This is a genomic window from Pleionea sp. CnH1-48 (assembly GCF_024124665.1).
Taxonomy (GTDB): Bacteria; Pseudomonadota; Gammaproteobacteria; order Enterobacterales; family Kangiellaceae; genus JAMXSB01.
Window position 1 is genome coordinate 32,262 of record NZ_JAMXSB010000004.1, and the last position, 18,239, is coordinate 50,500.

Genomic DNA, 18,239 nt, shown 5'->3' on the forward strand with positions numbered 1-18,239 from the left:
ATGAGGTTTAATTATGCTTAGATTCATTCTGACTAGTTTATTATTTTGGTTTTCTATATCGGCAATGGCTACCTCTTTGCAAGACTTCAATGGTCATCGAGTAAGTAACAAGCCGTGGAATGAACAGTGGTTTTTCTATATCTATGATCCAGAGGTTGGCTACTTTAAGTTCTCTGTACAAACTTTTGTTTTGCCTGATGCGGACAGTTTAAAAGAGCAGGCTTATATACATTTGTTACATACCGATAAGCAAGGAAGAAATACTATCCATGATTACTATTTTGATGACATCCGGTTGTCTTACAAAGACGATGCTAATACATTGAGTATTGTTATTCCTGATGTTTTATCAGTAACTGATAATCGTATTGAATTGACTTTGCCCGAAGTAACTTTTTCTACGCAATGGATAGGCCCTCATCAACACTATTGGTCAGGCGAAAACCCCGGACGTAGTCCCTTTGGCTTAATCACCGAGTTGCCCTTTGTTGATAACAAATGGTTCGTTTATTCCCTGGCAACACCTGCGACTTATCAGTATCAAAATAATGAACAGTCTTATGCTGGAATGGGTTCTGTTTACATAGATAAAGGTTGGACAACCAGCCAGGGCAAAAGCTTTAGTTTTGTTATGGCAACAACCAATGAACATCAGCTTATGATTTCTGGAGGATCGGATCATGGCTTTCCACTAGAAATGTGGGCTGCTCAATTTCGTTTTGGTGAATCCAACATGGTTTTTCGCCCTAAATTTAATGGGCTTAGTGTCACCCGTGAATACGATTCGTGTTCCGGCTTTCTGACAATTGAGTTCAAGTCATTGTTCAAAAAATTAGTTGTGCAAGCTGAAGCCAGCCAAGAGAGTTTTTATGATTCGTTAATGCCTTCGATCAAAGTATTTAATGCGCCTTATCCGTCAATGAAAAGCATGGGCGCAATGATCAATGTGAAAGCTTATCGGTTTGGTTTGTTAATTGAAGAGCATATTTTTCCGCAAGGCATACTTGAGTTTGGTGGAGAAATGCACTGCGATAATCAAACATAATTTTAATTTAAAAAGTGGTCAGGCGTATTTTTTATTCACCCATAAGTTACGTCTGATCTTATTTTTTTTGTCTCGTTTTGACAGGAAACAATTGAATTTTTCTCGTTTTATGCTTTCTATAAATTTCATTGATGAGATAAAAATGTCACATTAAATTGTTTGAAAATTATACTATAACGTGGTATTTCTAGAGTAAGCTATAGTTTTTTAAGTCATGACTACTGCGTAAGTAGCGGGAGGTTATATCGTTTACAATCAATAAACTAGCGTCACTTTATAATGCGCATTAATGCTGTTCTATGCGCATAGAATAGGAGGATGACGATGAATATTATTAAACTTGAAGGTGAAACTAACAAAATTATTTTTATTAGGCTTATTTATTACTCTCCCTAGCCTGGCATATTCGCAGCCACTTCAATACGCTTACGAGCGTGGCAATTACGATTATATTACTTACTTTAGCAAGCCTGTTTTTCGTCAGTTAGATTCAATGGAAAGCTCCATTAGTTTCGAAAAATTCTGGCGTAACTTCTTCAAAAATTATAACAATGGTCGAACCATCAGACGAAAAGCTTGTAAGCTAGCCAACGCCTGGATTGCCATTCGAATAAAAGGACGAAAAAATGCTAACGGTTATCGTGCAGTTATGCCTGGCTCGATGGAGGCTTATCGAAAAGCGTTCAGTAGTGGATATCGTTTTGCTGACTCATATACCCAGCAGAAGAAGTGCAGCCAGTTTTCAAAGTGGGAGCTACAGCAGTTTATTCAATTAACGAAAACGTTAAAGCATTCTCAGCAATTGGCATGGAAGATAGTAAAGCGCAGTCGTTATCATTCGAGTAGTTTATCGGGCAGTAATGTTCTATCTCTTCAGCTTGATCCACTGCCTTTTAGTGTAGAGTTGCTCAATGGTTCATTTCGACTAAGGTACTCTCACAAGATCGGTCCGCTGACTGCTAACATACAAACGGGCGTCAGTCAGAACCGAATCGCGAAGAATCATGGGGTTGATTATTTGGTCATTCGCACACCGGACAAACGTTTACGCGTGTTTTATGTTCGAGGATTACGTCTCGAGTTTAGTGTGCCGGATTCTGATGTAGAAATTAATGGCAACCTGGTTACTTTTACCTGTTCGATTTCTTGTTTTAATAATGTGGTTGCACATAGGTAGTGCACCACGCCTAATTCTTGTATTAATGGTGTGGAATAATAACTCAAAGGCGCACTAAGTTTAGGGATAATTATTCTTGATAAAAAACAAGGTTATTATGTGTCGAACTAGACATAGTTGCGCTATTAAATCTCACTGAGAGAGTTCTGTGAAAGTCTATTATTGTTATTTGGGATGTTTTTCTAAATAAAAAGAAAAAAGAATTTGTTGAACTTTCCAAACAGGCGTTTGTTTCCATAATTATTATCACAGGTTGTCGTTGTAGGCCTGTGAAACTCATCATAATGAAAACAGATGAATCTGTTGGGAGAATACAATGAAAACTAAAAACACTATACGTTCCAGTCGTGCGGGGTTGGATAATAGGATGTATAAGTGGTTAGCAGTAGGATTACTTAGTCATACATTAATGGCGTCAACCAGTGTCGCTAATGTTAAGCAGTCAACGTTTGATTGGAACCTGGTTGAACAGCAACAAGTGATTATTAAGTTCAAAGATAATCGCCTGCAAAAAAGTGCAACAGCTCAAGTTATGAAAAACTCTGTTGCACACTTGAGTCAGCAAATTAATGTTCCATTGAATTGGCAGCGCCAAATGGCTTCGGGAGCACAGCTTATTAAACTGGAAGCTGACCAGTCAATGAGCGACGTTTTAAAGTCTTTGCAAAAGTTGCCAAATGTTGAGTACGCGGTTGCCAATCGTCGTTTGCATACGATGGCCACACCGAATGATCCTCGTTACAACGAACAATGGCATTACTTTGAAGCAACCGGAGGCATTAATATGCCCGCCGCCTGGGATATTAACCAAGGTTCTGGTGCCGTTATTGCTGTTGTTGATACTGGGTATCGACCTCATGCGGATCTGGTTGCCAACATATTGCCTGGCTATGATTTTATTTCTAATGCAGGTACCGCTCGCGACAATGATGGTCGTGATAACGATGCCAGTGACGAAGGTGATTGGTTTGGATTTTTCGAATGTCCCGGTGCACCTTTCTTTAGTCAGAACAGTAGCTGGCATGGTACTCATGTTGCCGGAACTGTCGCTGCTGTTAACGACAATAGTGAAGGGGTGGCCGGTATCGCGCCGCAAGCTAAAGTTGTGCCCGTACGTGTGCTTGGTAAATGTGGCGGTACCTTAGATGATATTCAAGACGGTATGTTGTGGGCTGCGGGTATTTCGGTACCGGGTGTCCCTGACAATCCCAATCCTGCCGATGTTATTAATCTAAGTTTAGGTGGTGGCGCTGCTTGTGACGCCGCTATGCAAGACGTTGTTAATCAGATTACAGCGGCAGGAACAACGGTTGTGGCTGCGGCTGGTAACAGTAACGCAGATGCTGGCAGTTTTACACCGGCCAGTTGTAATAACGTGTTAACCGTAGCGTCCACCAATCGTTCCGGTGCTCGTGCCAGTTATTCGAACTTCGGTAGTGTGGTTGAAATCGCAGCGCCAGGAGGAGAGACTTCCGGTGGTGCAGCGAATGGTGTTTTGTCCACATTGAATACAGGTACGCAAGGACCTGAAGCCGACAGTTATTCGTTCTATCAGGGAACCAGTATGGCTGCGCCTCATGCTGCCGGTGTGGTTGGCTTGCTTTATAGCCATAAGCCAGATATTACACCTGCCCAAGTCCAACAAACTCTGATGGATACGGCCCGCGCATTTCCTGGAACCTGTAATCAGTGTGGTGCTGGTATCATCGATGCCGCTGCTGCGTTACAAGCACTGGGTGGTGGTAGCAATCAAGCGCCAGATGCTGGTTTCAGTTTTGCTGTCAGTGGGTTTGATGTGAACTTTACCGATAGCAGTAGCGACAGTGATGGCAGTGTGGTTTCTTGGAGCTGGAGTTTTGGCGACGGTAATAGTTCTACGTCTCAAAATCCTGCCCATACTTATGCAGCCGCAGGTAGTTATACCGTAACCTTAACTGTTACGGATAACGAAGGCGCTACTGACTCTGCTTCGCAAGCGGTAACCATTTCTGATGGCAGCAACGAACCACCAAAAGCAGACTTTACCTTTGCTGCAACGGATCTGGATGTCAGCTTTACAGATGCCAGTAGTGATGTCGACGGTAATGTGGTTGCATGGAGTTGGGACTTTGGCGATGGCAATACATCCAGCTCGCAAAACCCAAGCCATAGTTATGCTGCAGAAGGCAACTATACTGTGACCCTTACTGTAACCGATGATGATGGAGCACAAGCGAGCGTGAGCCAGGATGTTCGAGTGTCGGCACCTGTGGTATCCATCGATTTAAGTGCATCAGTAACATCGCTCTTCTTCTTTAAAAATATTTCGTTAAGTTGGAGTGGAGCAACGGGAGCTAATGTGGATCTCTATGTTGGCGGTTCACTTTCAGGCTCAACAGCTAACGATGGTTCATGGAGCGAATGGCGTATTGGTTCCGGCTCAGAAACTTATCAAGTTTGTGAGACTGGCACTTCCAATTGTTCAGACGAAATCACCGTTAACTATTAATTGGTATGCTTTAGAAAACCGCTCACTTTTGTGAGCGGTTTTTTATGCTCGTGTTAGTACAAAAATTTCAATAATCATTAATGTCCTTTTTGTTTGTGTGGTTATGTTAATATTTCCTTTTTACATACATTCTCGCAACCTCCGAAGCATCTTAGTTACCTAGTTTTTGTGCGCTTACTTAAGTGCAATAAAAAACGAAAAATCAATCCTGTTTTGTTGTTCTTATAAAGAGCATTTCGATGTCAAAGAGGTTTTCTATGCAGATTAATTTTCCTTCTACTCAAACTCAATACACAGCACCCCACACAGAAACTACTACATCCGAGGTAAATTCTTCATCTAATAAAACGTCAACTATTCACTCATCTTCTAACGTTCAATTGCAAGAAACCAAACCGGTTCAATCTTCACAGGCGTTAAACGAACGAGCGAACAAAAGCATGGTATTCGTTCAGAATGTCAGAGTGATTTTGGAAAACCTGATCAGCGAGGGATTACAATCACCGCAAGATCAAGCTGACATGCGAAAACTGTTGCAACAGATTGAAGAATTTGAAAGCGCTGCTTTTGATAAAGATTACGAAGCATTAATGACGGATGATCCTCGTCGTAAAGATACGTTATTGTTGGCTGCAACGGTTAAGAAAGCCGCATGCGGAAATTTACTGAACCGATTCCTTATCGATCATCCCGGTATCTGTGCCAAAGTTGCAGGGCGAATAGAATCTTTTGGCGACTTGCTCAAGGTATCTGATGCTTGGTTAAAAGCCTTCGAAACGGAGGTTGTGCGCGGAGCACGCAGCGGTACTGTGGACTCTGGGATAATAGAGCGACAGAAGGATACCGTGCGCGACTATAAAGGCCGCTTTGAAACGATACAGGAAAAGTTCAAAGACTCTAGAGACATTGCAGATAGTGTTCTGGGGATGAATGAAGCATCGAGCCAGATAGATGTAGAACGTCTGAACGATGACTCTATCGGAGGCCGAATTATTAATTCGATGCCTTGGCAGTCGCTCAAAAATCATGAGCAGCTTGCACAAAAAATTAATCTCGATTATCAGGGAATACTAATAGCGAAGGTTTCCGGCAGTGGCTCAAATAAAGCTATTGAAATTGAGCTAAACCGAGACTTTCGAGAGAATGTACCGGCTCATAAGATGGCGTTCATCTTACAAAAACTGGTTAGAGAGTTTGAGCAAGCTGGCCAGACTGAAGCCGCAGAAAAGTTAATGGCAGCCTGTGAAATTGCACCATGTCTGACAGTACAAAAAAACAGCCGTTGGCTGGTTGTTAAAGAGCCAACCAATATCACCTACACCAACTTAAAAGAGATTACTCCTTCACCTTCAGAAGAGGTTGAAACACAAGAAGTGATTCCTCAGAAGTCCTCCACGACTCAGGAGAGGGTGCAAACTTATTTGGCGCTAAAAGATGTACAGCGAATGGTGAAGAGCGGTACGCAACATCGCCTCGATAATCCATCTTCTATATTACATACGATGGGAGAGTGGATTGGTGGGCCGCTAATGATGGTGGGGTATGCTGGTCTGGTTGCACAAACTCCTAATTCGATGGGATCGGTGTCGCAGCCAGTAAACATAACCGACTTATGGAAGTCAGGTACTTTCCTGGGTGGAAAGATGGCGGACGGTATGAGTTATTTGTACGAGACTTATATGCCAGAATCGGTACAAGATTTTTTTGCTGGACAGTATGCCAATGTGCGCAAATATGCTGATGACCCTTCGGGTAACGCTTATCGAATGAATGAGCTGTTAAAGGACATAGTGACGGTTTCTTATGATGAAACCCAGATGCGATTTACTATTCGAATTACCGAAGAAGCTCGAGAAATGCATCCTGCTGCTTTGGTCAATCGATTAAATGGGTTTATTGAAGAAGCACGACAAAATAAAAGCGGTGATTTAGCTGATCAGTTGTTAAGTTGGGCTGAAAGCAATCGTCATCTGGAAGTTGTCGGAAAGGGTAATGAGGCTCGACTTAAGTTGATATCACAGGAGAGTCATCAAGAGAGCTCTTCTTCTAGCATTGAGCAAAATCTTCTGTCGAAGCAAATCCAACAGGAATCGATGGAAGACAGTATGGGGCCTCGCGTCCAACTACGCCAAATGATTCAAGAAGGCGAGTTGAATCGAGAGTTCATGCATTTTATTAATGATGTCGTTGTTAAAGATGTGAAGCAACAGGTTGAAAGGTTAGACAAAAGTAAACAATCAGTGGTGAAGTCTGTCGTTCACTTTGTTAGTCGACATGACAAACAGCTTGCTCAAGAGAAACATCACATATTAGAAACGCTAAAGGGAAAAGCAATCATGGCCGAGTCAATGGATGATTTGGTTGAAGCGGTGGATCAAGCTTTGTTAGATGTTCGTTCTCACGCAAAGCTTCATCATCGTAGTGGTGGTAAGACCGAAGCCGCATTGTTGGAGTTGAAGAAACAACTTGAGGGGTGATTTTTGTTAAAAATACTGACCACCTGAGATTCCAGGTGGTCTAATCAACATACTACAAAAGAGCTAAAAATTTTCATGTTGCCGAACATGGTTCCAGTTGACTCCCTCATCAGTGGATTCGTAAAAGTCGCCTGTTGCTCCATCGCAAGACAGTAGCAGCCGGTCATTAATTTCTGGAATGAGTGTTCTGCAGAGTGCATTGGGCAATGTGTTCCCTGTATCAACCCAGGTTTTTCCACCATCTATGGTTTTCAGGATCTTGGTTTCGTATGTTCGCTCTTTGCTCCAAAAGTCATAGTCTGAAAAACTAGCGATAGTAAAGCCTTCCAGACTACTTTTAAAGATGGGGGTGGAGACAAATGAAAATGACTCTTTTTTGGCAACCTTATTGTTACAAGTTTTGTTGGTTTGAATTTTACCATTACACATATAAACATAAGTATTGATTTTGTCCCAGGAGTTGTCTGACTTAATATATCTGAAGTACTTGTCCCGATATGACCACGACCAAAAGCTAGGAGCTTCTACCCCCATTTTAATGGCCCCTGCATTTACAACAAATGAAACCTCTGGATCTGCTTCTGGTTCCTGAGCTTCCCAGCTTTCTGGATCATAGGAGTATACTTCAGCATCTCCGTTGGAAAAAATGGCACTCGTGTTTTGCTGCAATGTATTGATTGATATAAAGTGTTGGTTTCCTATTGAAAAAAGATCGGCATGAGTAATTCTCTTTTTGTAAGTGGTTTTTGCTGATGTTTTTTTTCTTTTCGTAAAGGGGCTGTCATTATTCTCTTCTTCATTGTTTTCTGAGTGCTGACTTTTCCATTGGTTTTTCACTGTATAACGATTAACTTCTTCCCAGGATGGAGGGCCTGCTTCTATTGAGCTGCGATAGATTAAGAGCTTCTCTCCTTTTGTCGTAATCATATCTATGGTTGAATTATTGTGAAAGACAAGCTTAACTATTTGAGTATCACTCTCTAGTGATATGTCTTGCCAGTTTTCTCCTCTGGGCTTCCAGAAAAGCTTTCCTTCTCCGCCACCAACGATGAGATCGCCTCTGGAATTTTCTGCAATTGTTTTTAACTCTCGATTGGTTTCTACTGCATCAAGTTCCCATTCGCCAAAGTTGCTTCGTCGGACAATAACTCCTAAGGGAGCTAGAAAATAGATGGCCCCATCTGGCGCTCTATAGTTGAATTTAAATGTTACAGGATTTTGAGCAATGGATGAATAAAGTGAGTAACGTTCATCTTCTCGTTCATCACCGCTCCAGCTCAGAACATCTTTGCTATCAAAGCGATAAAAAGGAAAGTATGACTTCAATACTTCACCCAGTTGAGGATCTGGCAGGCGCAATAAGGTTTTTATATACTTATCTCCTTGTGGCTTAGGATAATAAATAATGGTACCGAGGTCAGTCACTTTGCCAGGTGTAACCTTGAATGTACCAAACTTGGCATCCGTGTGAACGTAACGTCTATACCAGTAATTTCCATAAGCATAGAAGGAGTGAATATTACTCAAGGCGTAATTTCCTTCGTCAGCAGGAGCGGCAAAAACAGTACTGCTATTTATTTGTGGAGCTAAGGCGATTAGTCGAGATGGCTTCTGTTTTTTTGAGGCGTTAAGGTCTTCTGGAGTAATGGTCATTAGATTAAATGGAAGCTCAGAAGCACTAGCATTCAAAACTCTAGCAACAACAATGCCTTGATTAGGTTTTAGCTTTGTTTTCTTTGTCAGGGTTGGGAGCATATTAATCTGTCCTGCGCATCCAGAAAGAAGCAAAAGCATTATACAGAAACAGGCTATTATGAACCTTGATGATATCTGATTAAAAAAGCCTGAACTCATAAGCGAATCCTTTGTTATTAATTGCTTGATATCAATCATAGTAGAAAATCTGCATTATGTTGGGGCTGGGGAGTAGGCACTACTTCTTTCTGGAAAGATAATGTATCTTGTCTTATACTGCTGGTGACATAATTTGTCTTTTAAAGAGTGGGGACTAGAGTTTCTTAATTGTCTTGACTGGCAGCAGTGCCACTTTTATCTTTTGTGTCAGAGGGATGAAGCTTTCTGATAGTACTCTTGGTGCTTATAGCTTGAGGTATATGTCTTTGTCTGGTTATTCTTTGCGGCTACTTATCTCTATTATTTTTTTCCAGAAGTTGAGTTATGCTTTGGATGATCCTCTTGTTAAGCTTAGTACCATTGAAGAGGCAGCCTCTCTTAAGGTGGGGTATGGATATCTATTAGTTGATCTCGATGTGGGGGGAACGGGGCCTTCAATCGAGTTTGTCCGTTTAAAAACCGGAGACAAGCTTTATTTAGGTCAAAAGCAAAAGTATGCTGTGAAAGGTGATAAAAAGCTTATTCGGTTAAGTCAGGATAAACAAGGATTTTACGTTACTCAGCTGCAAGAGGGACTGTATCAAATAACAAAGATAAACGCTCCATACTTCGATCTCCCTTATAAATTAAGTACCGATAGAGATCGTAGATGGCGTTTTAGCGTTGAAGCCGGAAAAGTCAACTATATTGGCAAGCTTGTTATTAAAAAGAAGCGCAGCACTAAGTATGTTGGTGTCGATTTAGTAAGTCGAATTGCAACGGATAAGGATCGCATTAAATCCTTGTTAACCAAGCTTCCAGAGCAGGTTCTACTTCGTCATGGAACCGGGTTTCGTGATGATTTCTATAGTACTTTTATTGATGAGAATAAGGAGTAGCACCGTGTTATTTTGTATCCGGTTGGCGCTTATTGTTTCTCTCATGTCTTCATGTGCCGCTTATGCTGATATTAGGCCTAAAGATTTTTTTAAATCAGTCGATATGACATCGGCGAAATTGAGCCCTGATGGTCAGTATATCGCCGCTATTAGAAATCTCTCAGGTACTCAAAAGCTGGTATTAATAGATACTGGAAAAAATGAAGAGGAAATCTTGCTGAGTCTGGTTGACTTTACTGCCAGAGACTCCAGTATTCGAGCTATTAACTGGCTTGGCTCGAAGCATGTTGCAGTTCAGTTTTATGAGATAAAGCAAGGCGTTAAGCACCTTTTAGACACCCAGGGATCAAGCTATCTGTTGGTAATTAGAATCCCTTATGGTGCAAACCAGCAAGCAGATGTATACAGTGTTCGAACTAAAGGCTGGTTGATCCATTCTTTGCCTGATAAGGATAATTTATTTCTTTACGCAAAAAGCGGTGTCTACTCAAAAGTGTATCAAATAGATGCAAGAAAGCTATTGAAGCATAAGCAAAGAGTCAGCAAGTTAATGAGAGTTGACGGCGGTCAGTTTAAGAAGAAGAACGAAGTTTCTTCTGTTGAAGGGTTTGCTTCTCGCTGGTTTTTTGATTCAGACAGAAAGCCTGTCGCGGTGTTGAGTTTTAAAGACGCAGATACAGTGGCTCTTAGTACATTAAGTGAGGGTGATAAACCAAGAGTTATTGAGTCATGGTCGCTAAAGGAGTTGTCTTCTTCACAACGGTCAACACCAGAAGTTCGTAATACGCTGATTCCAGTCGCTATTGCAGATTCCGAGAATACATTTTACTGTCTCGACTTTGCTGAAGAAAATGAACGCTCTGTTTATAAAGTGAACTTTGATACCGGGTTTAAGCAACTTATTTTTGAAGTTGACTCTTTTAAAATCACCGATCTTATCCTTGAACCTATTACTAATCGCTTATTAGGTGTAAAAGTACTGAAAGGCGGGGATATTCATTATGTTTATCTTAATGAGGATGAAAAAAAGTCATTGGGTCACAAGGTAAAGCCAGAGTTACGCTCGGTTATCAGTCGCAGTCTCGATAGTAAAAAAATCCTCATTTATGAAGAAAAACATCATCAGCCGGGAAAGTTCATATTCGTTGATAGAAACTCCGGAAAAAAAATCGTTATTGGAAGCGTGCTGCCGCACCTGAATGGTAAACTGAAGACCCGATTAATTGAGAGTAGTGTCAAGGTAGGGGAGCTGAATATTCCTTATTTATTGACAATGCCTCATGGAAAATCCCAACCAATGCCTCTTATTGTAATGCCTCACGGTGGTCCTATCTCCGTATTTGACCATCGCTACTTTCATTCAGAGACACAGTTTTTTGCAGCTAATGGATATGCTGTACTCAGGGTGAATTATAGAGGTTCAAGTGGTTATTCGTTTCTGCACAAAGAGGCGGGTAAGATGCAGTGGGGCAACATGATACTCGAGGATATTTATCGAGCTACTCAAGCGGTGGCCAACAGAAAAGACATTGCTGCTGATAAAGTCTGTTTGGTCGGCATGAGTTATGGAGGGTATGCCGCAACTATGTTAACGATTAAGTATCCTGAGCTGTATAAATGTGCTGTTAACATTGCAGGGGTTAGTGATGTGGCTTTATATTTGAATGCTCATAATATGACGAAGAAGCAAGATGTTTGGGCGAAGGAGTATATTGGAGATCCTGTCGCTGATTATGAAAGTTTGAAATCTATTTCGCCAGTTTATAAGATTCAAGGTCTGAAAAATCCGATTTTTATTATTCATGGTGCAAAAGATTCTGTTGTAGACATAGAGCATGCCAGTCGCCTGAAACTCATGCTTGATAAGCATAATAAATCTTACCAATACCATATTATTGAAGACGGTGGTCATCACTTAGGTGACGCAAAAGCCAGCATCGATCTTTTTGTCAGAGTGTTGACTTTTTTGAAAACCTATATTTAAAAGACGTTGGATTGACATAAGAGAGCATGCTTGACATTTATTGTTCTCCAAGACTGAAAGCCAAGAAGCTTCTTGACCACCAGCTTTGTTACTTTGCTTCGCCAGATTACTTGAAAGCCAATGGAAAACCACAGCACCCACGAGAATTATCAAAATATAATTGTATAACTTATTCTTTAAGCAATCCTTAAGACAGATGGTATTTTGACGAGGAGAGTTATGTTGTAAACGAATTCCTCACAAGCGATAGTCCAGAAATGATAGTAAAAATGTGTGTTTTAGGAAGTGGTATTGGTGCTATTCCTAAGTGGATGATTCAAGATTATATCGACAAAAAGCAACTGATTGAGCTTTTTGAAGATAATAAAAAGCGCACTTTGCCAATGTATGTTGTTTATAAAAATAGTGAGTACCTTTCATTTAGAATGAGGGCGTTTATAGACTTCATATCCCATTATTTTGAGTAAGTTAAAACTCTCATCAAGTGTCATAAGGAACTTGATGAGAGTATTGGGCTATACCTTCTCTTTCATTCCAAACTCAGTTACAGGATTGACGGAGTACATAAACGTTCGACGTTGCATACTTCTGTCATCCAGCAGGATATTTAATCGGCCATCTTTATCAAAGTTGTTCACGTGAACCTGTTTTGAATTGGCCTTTTTAACGCCAGGAATACCTGACTGAGAGGTTTTGACCGTTTCCCAGGTATCGACTTCTTCAATGTTCAGCTGATATTTGTCTGGTAATCCTGTTTCAAGAACTTGTTTAATATGTTCTCGGTGCCAACCGCCGGTAGAACAGATGCTCACTTTAGCTCCTGCATCTTGTTGCTCGCGCAACTTTTCTAGCATTTGTCGATTAACGTAAACAATAGTGCCATCTTCTTCGTTACCAGGAACATCAGGATTCTTATCGTACTTGGTATGATGAATATGCGTTTGTATATATTTTTCGTTGATTTCTTCATCAGATAAATGTCTTTCATGCTTTGGTAATTCGCCGCGCCATAAAAGATCTTTATCGACGTCCACTCTAAAGTGCAGTTTACTGGAGTCTAATTTTTCGATGTCGCTCCACTGAGTGTCTTTGCCAAACTTGGGTGCAATATCTTGCAATTGTCCAGCACTAGAAACCAAACTTTTAACCAGCTCTGATCCATTCTTTAACGGATCAATACTGTTTAGTACAGCACTGCCTGCTGCTCCAGTGACGCTACCCACGACAGGAACCAAACATAGCCCCATACTAACAGCGTTTAGTGCCATACGAGTTTTGTACAAGGGAACATGCCCGCCCACTTCTTTAGCTTGTTCATTTTGAACTGTGAGATCCAGCATATTACGAGCAGAGTTAACTGCGCCTAATGCTGCGCCCGCTAATATCATAGGACCACCAACAGCCGCTCCGATACCCGTAAAACATAAGGCTGCACCCACACCGACTAAAGCGGTGCTTATCCAGGGGCTTAGGTTGCGTACGATTTTACCGAAGGTTGATTTTTTCCCTCCGCCTAAGCTGAGTACATCAGAAGCCGTTTCGCAGGCTTTAACCCATTTTCGTTCACCTTGATACACCTTCGTTTTGTTTCGCTTGCTAGCCAAACTCGAAAGGTGGGTTTCTTGATCCTGGCTGAGTGAATCATCGTTAAGCTCGGACTTTGTAGTCTGCTGAATATCCGGTAGCGAAGTGATTGAGTTTGTCGTTTTTAATATTGGGGGATCTAACTGCATCATTGACTCCTTAAATCAAACTACCAATAAGGTCCTGTCGGGGATTCAAAGCCAATCGAAGCTTCTCAATCTCTTGTTTACTTTCTTCATCAATAAGTTCGCGGTAATAAATGGACGCCATAGAATCGGCAATATGCTGAATCACTTGCCGTGCTTCATCATGCTTACCAGCATGGTAGAAACAATCAGCCGCATAAAGCAAAAACACAGGATGGGGCAGAGCTTCCAACATGACGGCATAGCAGGCTGCAGCATATTCAATACCGAGCTGCTGCCAGACAAGTGAGAAATTGTTGATGTAAGGTTGAATTTGGTCCGGTCTCAACATTTGCAGAAAAGCATACATTCTCATTGCTTCGTCGTAATTTTCTGACTCTTCGCAATGAACAGCAATATTCAATAGATAAGAGAACTTTTCGTTGTCGCAAAGCGAGTGCTCTGAACTGGCTGATTCTTGTTGTAGAGCTTGAGCTATGTCTGCAAAAATAAGCATCGCTCTGCTGCCTTGATCATAGTTGGCAAACAGTGTGATGGCTTTGTCTATGTTATCCAGTTGAGCTGGAACTATTTTGCTGAGTTGAAGGTTCGCATCGGTTAACGCGGAATGCTCTGGTGATTGTTTTTGAGACAAATCTAACCAGCTTTGAGCTTGCTTTAAAAATAAGCTCTGTATTTGTTCTCGATTGAGGACGTCAGGGGACGCAAAATTCTGATACAAGACAATACTCCAGTCTTAATTAGGGGAACTTTGGACTTTAGTAACCAATGGGAGTTAAATGTTGTGTTAGTAAGAGAAGTTTGTGTTGTGTTCGGACGGGGATTCGACTCAACGCATCGCATCGGTACTTGGAGGTCGTCTCGTATCTTTGTTATACTCTGGCGCCGCTATGATTATAAAGACGATGTATTTGGAGCAGTTTTGAAGTCGCTTATTAAAGTAAAGAATAGTGCTGTTCATGGCAAAGGTTTGTTTGCTAACGGTACGATAAAAAAGGGTACTGTCATTGGAGTTTGTGAAACCAAAAAGACAAAAAAAACAGGTATGTATACTTTGTGGCTAGACTCGGGAAAAGTCGATGTTACTTGTGATCTCAAGTACATTAACCACAGCAAGAAACCCAATGTTGCTTATTACGAAGATCTTTCTGTTGTTGCTCTCAAAAATATTAGAGTTGATGATGAACTGCTCCATGATTACGGAGAAGAGTGGTCTTAAGATTAACGCAGTGATTAAGTCCGCAAAATAATCCACTTTCTATGAATCTTATCTTTTGCTATTAGCTTTAAGATTGGCATAGCGTTTTATATCTATTTTGCGGCTTTCCTATCGCTTATAATACGATAGTATTACCTTCTAATTTATGCACTGCAAAATTTCTTTTCATTTGTTTAAATTTGTTTTTCGTACTTAAACGACCTTGTATATGTCGTATTAGTTTGAGTTCTAAAAAAATACAATCTCTCACTATTTTATCCCTATTTTTCAATGATATAGAAGTCATGTGCGGGCTTTGTCGTAGCGTCTTGATAGTTGTATAAAAAAAGTGATGGCTTAAGCTCATCAAATAAGATGAAGAATCAAAAATCCTGAAAAATACTTTTAGTGGATACACTTTCCTTGTGGTTTTAAGGGAAATAACTCTCACAAAAGGTATAAATTATGCGTTTATCAATTATTGCTTCATCCGTGCTGTTCGCTGTTGCTACATCATCCAGTTCTGCCAACGAGCCTACCTTTAGCGCTGAGCGCTTAATGGAAGTTCAAAACACCTGCATTGTGAAATTTGACGATTCGATTTCTCGGTTTGATGTTGAAGGTCGAGCACGTGGAATGGTTGCATCCGCCAACGCCATAGCGCGTCATGTTTATAAGCTAGCCATGAAAGGGTTTGCAATGAACATGAACTGCGAACAGGCCAAAGCCAAGCTAGGCCATGTCGATGGCATTGCCAGTTTTACTCCTGATGGACTTGTGTTTGCTAACCCTAAAGGGGGCAAGCCAGGAAACGGCGGCGGCGGCAGTGATCCTCAAACAACACCTGTGAGTGTGACTCGAGTAGGTGGCCCAGTAGATGGTAGCGGTCATACTGCCTGGGTTCTTGATACAGGAATCGATCTGGATCATGCCGATTTAAATGTTGATGCATCTCGCGGTTTTTCTGCGTTCACTAAAGGGAAGAATGCATCGATGGATGATGGTAATGGGCATGGTACTCATGTTGCGGGCACCATTGGTGCGCTTGATAACGAGATCGACGTGGTTGGTGTGGCGGCTGGCGCGACGGTAGTGCCAGTTAAAGTATTGGACTCCCGTGGTTCAGGTAGTTTTTCTGGGGTGATTGCTGGTATTGAGCATGTCGCGGCTAATGCAAGTCCTGGTGATTGTGCCAATATGAGTCTGGGTGGTGGCTTTAGTTCAGAATTAAACGAAGCGGTAGAAAATGCTGCTCAACAGTCCGGAGCATTTTTTGTGGTAGCTGCGGGTAACGAAGCACAACATGCGTCGAATGTGTCACCTGCCAGTGCCAGTCATAATCGTGTTTACACCATTTCGGCAGTTGATTCTAATGATCGATTTGCTTCTTTCTCTAACTACGGTAATCCTCCCGTGGATTACGCTGCACCTGGCGTTTCTATTTTATCGACAGCTAAAGGTGGTGGCACACGCACTATGTCGGGGACTTCAATGGCATCACCAGCGGCTTGTGCTGTTATTATGATGCGCAATGGAAATCCGGGTACCGATGGCCGCGCGATAGATGATCCTGATGGTAATCGAGATCCTATTGTGCATCTGTAATAGATGATGTTGTATTAACTCAAAGCGCCGATTAATCGGCGCTTTGTTGTTCTACAAGATTTAACCAACGAGCGTTGACGTTATGTTTCTGGTAGTAGGCTTTTAGGCGCGAGTGATTCTTGCCCTGTTTGGCGGGTTCTTGATGAAAGCCAAATAAGTTCAACACATTGGTCGAATACACTTTGGTGAGCTCTTCATCTGTCAAACCGCTTTGTTGTTTTAAAGATAAAAACACCCGTGCCGGATAATCAGACCAATTGTCTACCTGCGACAACATGTGCCAATCAGTACCGAAGAGTAGGCGATCAACCACCTGTTGGTTATTAGAGACCGATTGATGTTTGATTTTTCGCAGCAGTAACGCTTCTTGGCTATTGATGTGCTGTAGTTCGTCCCAGAATCCAATATCACCGTATAAGTTTCTAGCGCTATCGGATTGCATCAATTCGGCAAACCCTTCGGTCCAGTTGGTATTGCCCGTTGTGTAGTTGCCGCCAAAATGACCAATGTTCACTCGTAAACCATCGAACTCGGGGTGTGCAAATACTTCCGCCCAGGCTTCTGGCCCAGCAAAGTTTCGATGTGTTTCATCCCGTCCTTTGCTGTGGTTACCATGTGCCATAATTGGAATGTCTAATGCTTTACACTCGCGATAGAATTGTGTGAGTTTTTGATTGAGTTGTTGAACATCCGGAAACGGCTGATCTTCTTCGTAGTAGGACTCTTTATTATTCAATGGACGGAAGCCGATAGGGGGGTAGATTTTGGCCCCGACAAAGCCGTATTCCGTGACCGCCATTTTTAATAAATTAAGAGACTCGTCGTGATTTTTAATGTCGTTCCAGGGGTTGTAGCCAAAGAGTGGCAAAATAAAACCGTCAGACACTTTTACCAACTGTTGCATCAATAACATTTGATCACGTAGACGCGAATGTGCATGGTCGCAATCGCCTACCCAGTAATCAAAATCCACCATAGAAGCAAGACACGCATCAATACCAATCGATGAGGGTGAGTTGGTGAAGGCGCGTTGGTACTTGCGAATGTTGTGATAACGATACGACAGCATATTGGCGACAAAGGCTAATAAACCATCGGGATGCTCTCGCTTCGCTTCTGTCGAAGATAGAAAAAACTCATTGTCTTCTCTCAAAGGATCAAACATGGGTTGTTGACCACGATCAAACGCTTTTAACAGTAATTCGGGACTAAAGAGATCGCGCTTTTCTAATGAAGCGGGTTCGATTTGATGAACAAGATCAAAGTATTCTCGAGCGAAATTGGTGGGTTTTAATGCTTGATAAAGTTCGTCGGCGACTTTTCGATGATGACGCTCTATTTGTTCATCAATAAAATTGAGCTGTGAGCGTTTGTCGAGGGAGCGGTTATCTTGCTGCTGCTTCATCAGGTGAAACAATTCATGATGGGCACTAGGGGCAAGTTGTCGACTCAGAAAGTCGACGATGGGGGCGAGTATTTGCAGCAGCGGTTTCCAACGTGGCATGTCATTGGCCACTGGACCCGATAAATAACCACCCGCTTGAACATCGGATGCATTAAAGATGTGAACATGAGCGTCCATTATCAAACGCAAGGGTTTGTCAAAAACTCGGTGGCTAGCCTCGACCTGCGGTAGTAGCCTGAATGAGACATCTTTAAGGTCATCATAAGAAATACGAGGGGCATAGCTGCAACAGCCACTGAGTAAAGCGATGCCTGCACCAGATGCTCCTTGCATCAAACGGCGTCGCGAGATTTTTGTTTTCATTCTTTGCTCCATCAGAGTGACGGTGACGTCATATT

12 protein-coding genes and 1 pseudogene are annotated in these 18,239 nt (G+C 41.8%); 9 read left to right on the forward strand and 4 right to left on the reverse strand.

The genetic code is table 11. The annotated features are described in order from the left end of the window. Positions 1 to 13: 13 nt before the first annotated feature. From NH399_RS07500 to NH399_RS07515, 4 genes are all read left to right on the forward strand, one after another. The gene (locus tag NH399_RS07500) at positions 14 to 1,045 is read left to right on the forward strand and encodes a hypothetical protein (RefSeq protein WP_253038290.1); all 1,032 of its coding nucleotides are present in this window, start codon (positions 14 to 16) and stop codon (positions 1,043 to 1,045) included. Positions 1,046 to 1,391: 346 nt separating this feature from the next. Next, positions 1,392 to 2,222 (forward strand): hypothetical protein, encoded by an 831-nt coding sequence (locus tag NH399_RS07505; protein ID WP_253038292.1) that lies wholly within the window; start codon positions 1,392 to 1,394, stop codon positions 2,220 to 2,222. A 316-nt stretch (positions 2,223 to 2,538) separates the two neighbouring features. Next, entirely contained in the window at positions 2,539 to 4,710 is a 2,172-nt protein-coding gene (locus tag NH399_RS07510) for a S8 family serine peptidase (RefSeq protein WP_253038294.1), read from the forward strand. Positions 4,711 to 4,967: 257 nt separating this feature from the next. Next, entirely contained in the window at positions 4,968 to 7,187 is a 2,220-nt protein-coding gene (locus NH399_RS07515; RefSeq protein ID WP_253038296.1) for a hypothetical protein, read from the forward strand. 63 nt (positions 7,188 to 7,250) lie between these two features. Here NH399_RS07515 and NH399_RS07520 read toward each other — a convergent pair whose 3' ends face one another. Further along, complete coding sequence (locus NH399_RS07520; RefSeq protein ID WP_253038298.1) at positions 7,251 to 8,942, reverse strand: hypothetical protein; 1,692 nt, start codon at positions 8,940 to 8,942, stop codon at positions 7,251 to 7,253. A 314-nt stretch (positions 8,943 to 9,256) separates the two neighbouring features. Here NH399_RS07520 and NH399_RS07525 point away from each other — a divergent pair, with 314 nt between their 5' ends. From NH399_RS07525 to NH399_RS25865, 3 genes and pseudogenes are all read left to right on the forward strand, one after another. After that, positions 9,257 to 9,919 carry a hypothetical protein gene (locus NH399_RS07525; protein WP_253038299.1) on the forward strand — a complete coding sequence of 221 codons (663 nt, stop codon included), beginning with the start codon at positions 9,257 to 9,259 and terminating at the stop codon, positions 9,917 to 9,919. A gap of 4 nt (positions 9,920 to 9,923) precedes the next feature. After that, a complete protein-coding gene (locus tag NH399_RS25860) occupies positions 9,924 to 11,903 on the forward strand; it encodes an alpha/beta fold hydrolase (protein ID WP_253038300.1) in 1,980 nt (659 codons plus the stop codon). A gap of 230 nt (positions 11,904 to 12,133) precedes the next feature. Continuing rightward, positions 12,134 to 12,370 (forward strand): annotated as a pseudogene (locus tag NH399_RS25865) (LysR substrate-binding domain-containing protein); the annotation flags it as partial. A 48-nt stretch (positions 12,371 to 12,418) separates the two neighbouring features. Here NH399_RS25865 and NH399_RS07535 read toward each other — a convergent pair. Further along, the gene (locus NH399_RS07535; RefSeq protein ID WP_253038301.1) at positions 12,419 to 13,639 is read right to left on the reverse strand and encodes a hypothetical protein; all 1,221 of its coding nucleotides are present in this window, start codon (positions 13,637 to 13,639) and stop codon (positions 12,419 to 12,421) included. 7 nt (positions 13,640 to 13,646) lie between these two features. Continuing rightward, on the reverse strand, positions 13,647 to 14,354 hold the full coding sequence (locus NH399_RS07540; RefSeq protein WP_253038303.1) for a hypothetical protein: 708 nt from the start codon (positions 14,352 to 14,354) through the stop codon (positions 13,647 to 13,649). 63 nt (positions 14,355 to 14,417) lie between these two features. Here NH399_RS07540 and NH399_RS25870 point away from each other — a divergent pair, with 63 nt between their 5' ends. Beyond that, positions 14,418 to 14,852 (forward strand): SET domain-containing protein-lysine N-methyltransferase, encoded by a 435-nt coding sequence (locus NH399_RS25870; protein WP_253038305.1) that lies wholly within the window; start codon positions 14,418 to 14,420, stop codon positions 14,850 to 14,852. Between the two features lie 444 nt (positions 14,853 to 15,296). Beyond that, the gene (locus NH399_RS07550; RefSeq protein ID WP_253038307.1) at positions 15,297 to 16,436 is read left to right on the forward strand and encodes a S8 family serine peptidase; all 1,140 of its coding nucleotides are present in this window, start codon (positions 15,297 to 15,299) and stop codon (positions 16,434 to 16,436) included. Between the two features lie 31 nt (positions 16,437 to 16,467). Here NH399_RS07550 and NH399_RS07555 read toward each other — a convergent pair whose 3' ends face one another. Continuing rightward, positions 16,468 to 18,204: an amidohydrolase family protein gene (locus NH399_RS07555; protein ID WP_253038309.1), complete on the reverse strand. Its 1,737-nt coding sequence runs from the start codon at positions 18,202 to 18,204 to the stop codon at positions 16,468 to 16,470. Positions 18,205 to 18,239 lie beyond the last annotated feature (35 nt).

Excerpts from the sequence above, each read along its gene's own strand:
- NH399_RS07500 (WP_253038290.1), top strand. The coding sequence starts at position 14 with ATGCTTAGATTCATTCTGACTAGTTTATTATTTTGGTTTTCTATATCG.
- NH399_RS07510 (WP_253038294.1), top strand. The coding sequence starts at position 2,539 with ATGAAAACTAAAAACACTATACGTTCCAGTCGTGCGGGGTTGGATAAT.
- NH399_RS07515 (WP_253038296.1), top strand. The coding sequence starts at position 4,968 with ATGCAGATTAATTTTCCTTCTACTCAAACTCAATACACAGCACCCCAC.
- NH399_RS07520 (WP_253038298.1), bottom strand. The coding sequence starts at position 8,942 with ATGCTCCCAACCCTGACAAAGAAAACAAAGCTAAAACCTAATCAAGGC.
- NH399_RS07525 (WP_253038299.1), top strand. The coding sequence starts at position 9,257 with ATGAAGCTTTCTGATAGTACTCTTGGTGCTTATAGCTTGAGGTATATG.
- NH399_RS07535 (WP_253038301.1), bottom strand. The coding sequence starts at position 13,639 with ATGATGCAGTTAGATCCCCCAATATTAAAAACGACAAACTCAATCACT.
- NH399_RS07550 (WP_253038307.1), top strand. The coding sequence starts at position 15,297 with ATGCGTTTATCAATTATTGCTTCATCCGTGCTGTTCGCTGTTGCTACA.
- NH399_RS07555 (WP_253038309.1), bottom strand. The coding sequence starts at position 18,204 with ATGAAAACAAAAATCTCGCGACGCCGTTTGATGCAAGGAGCATCTGGT.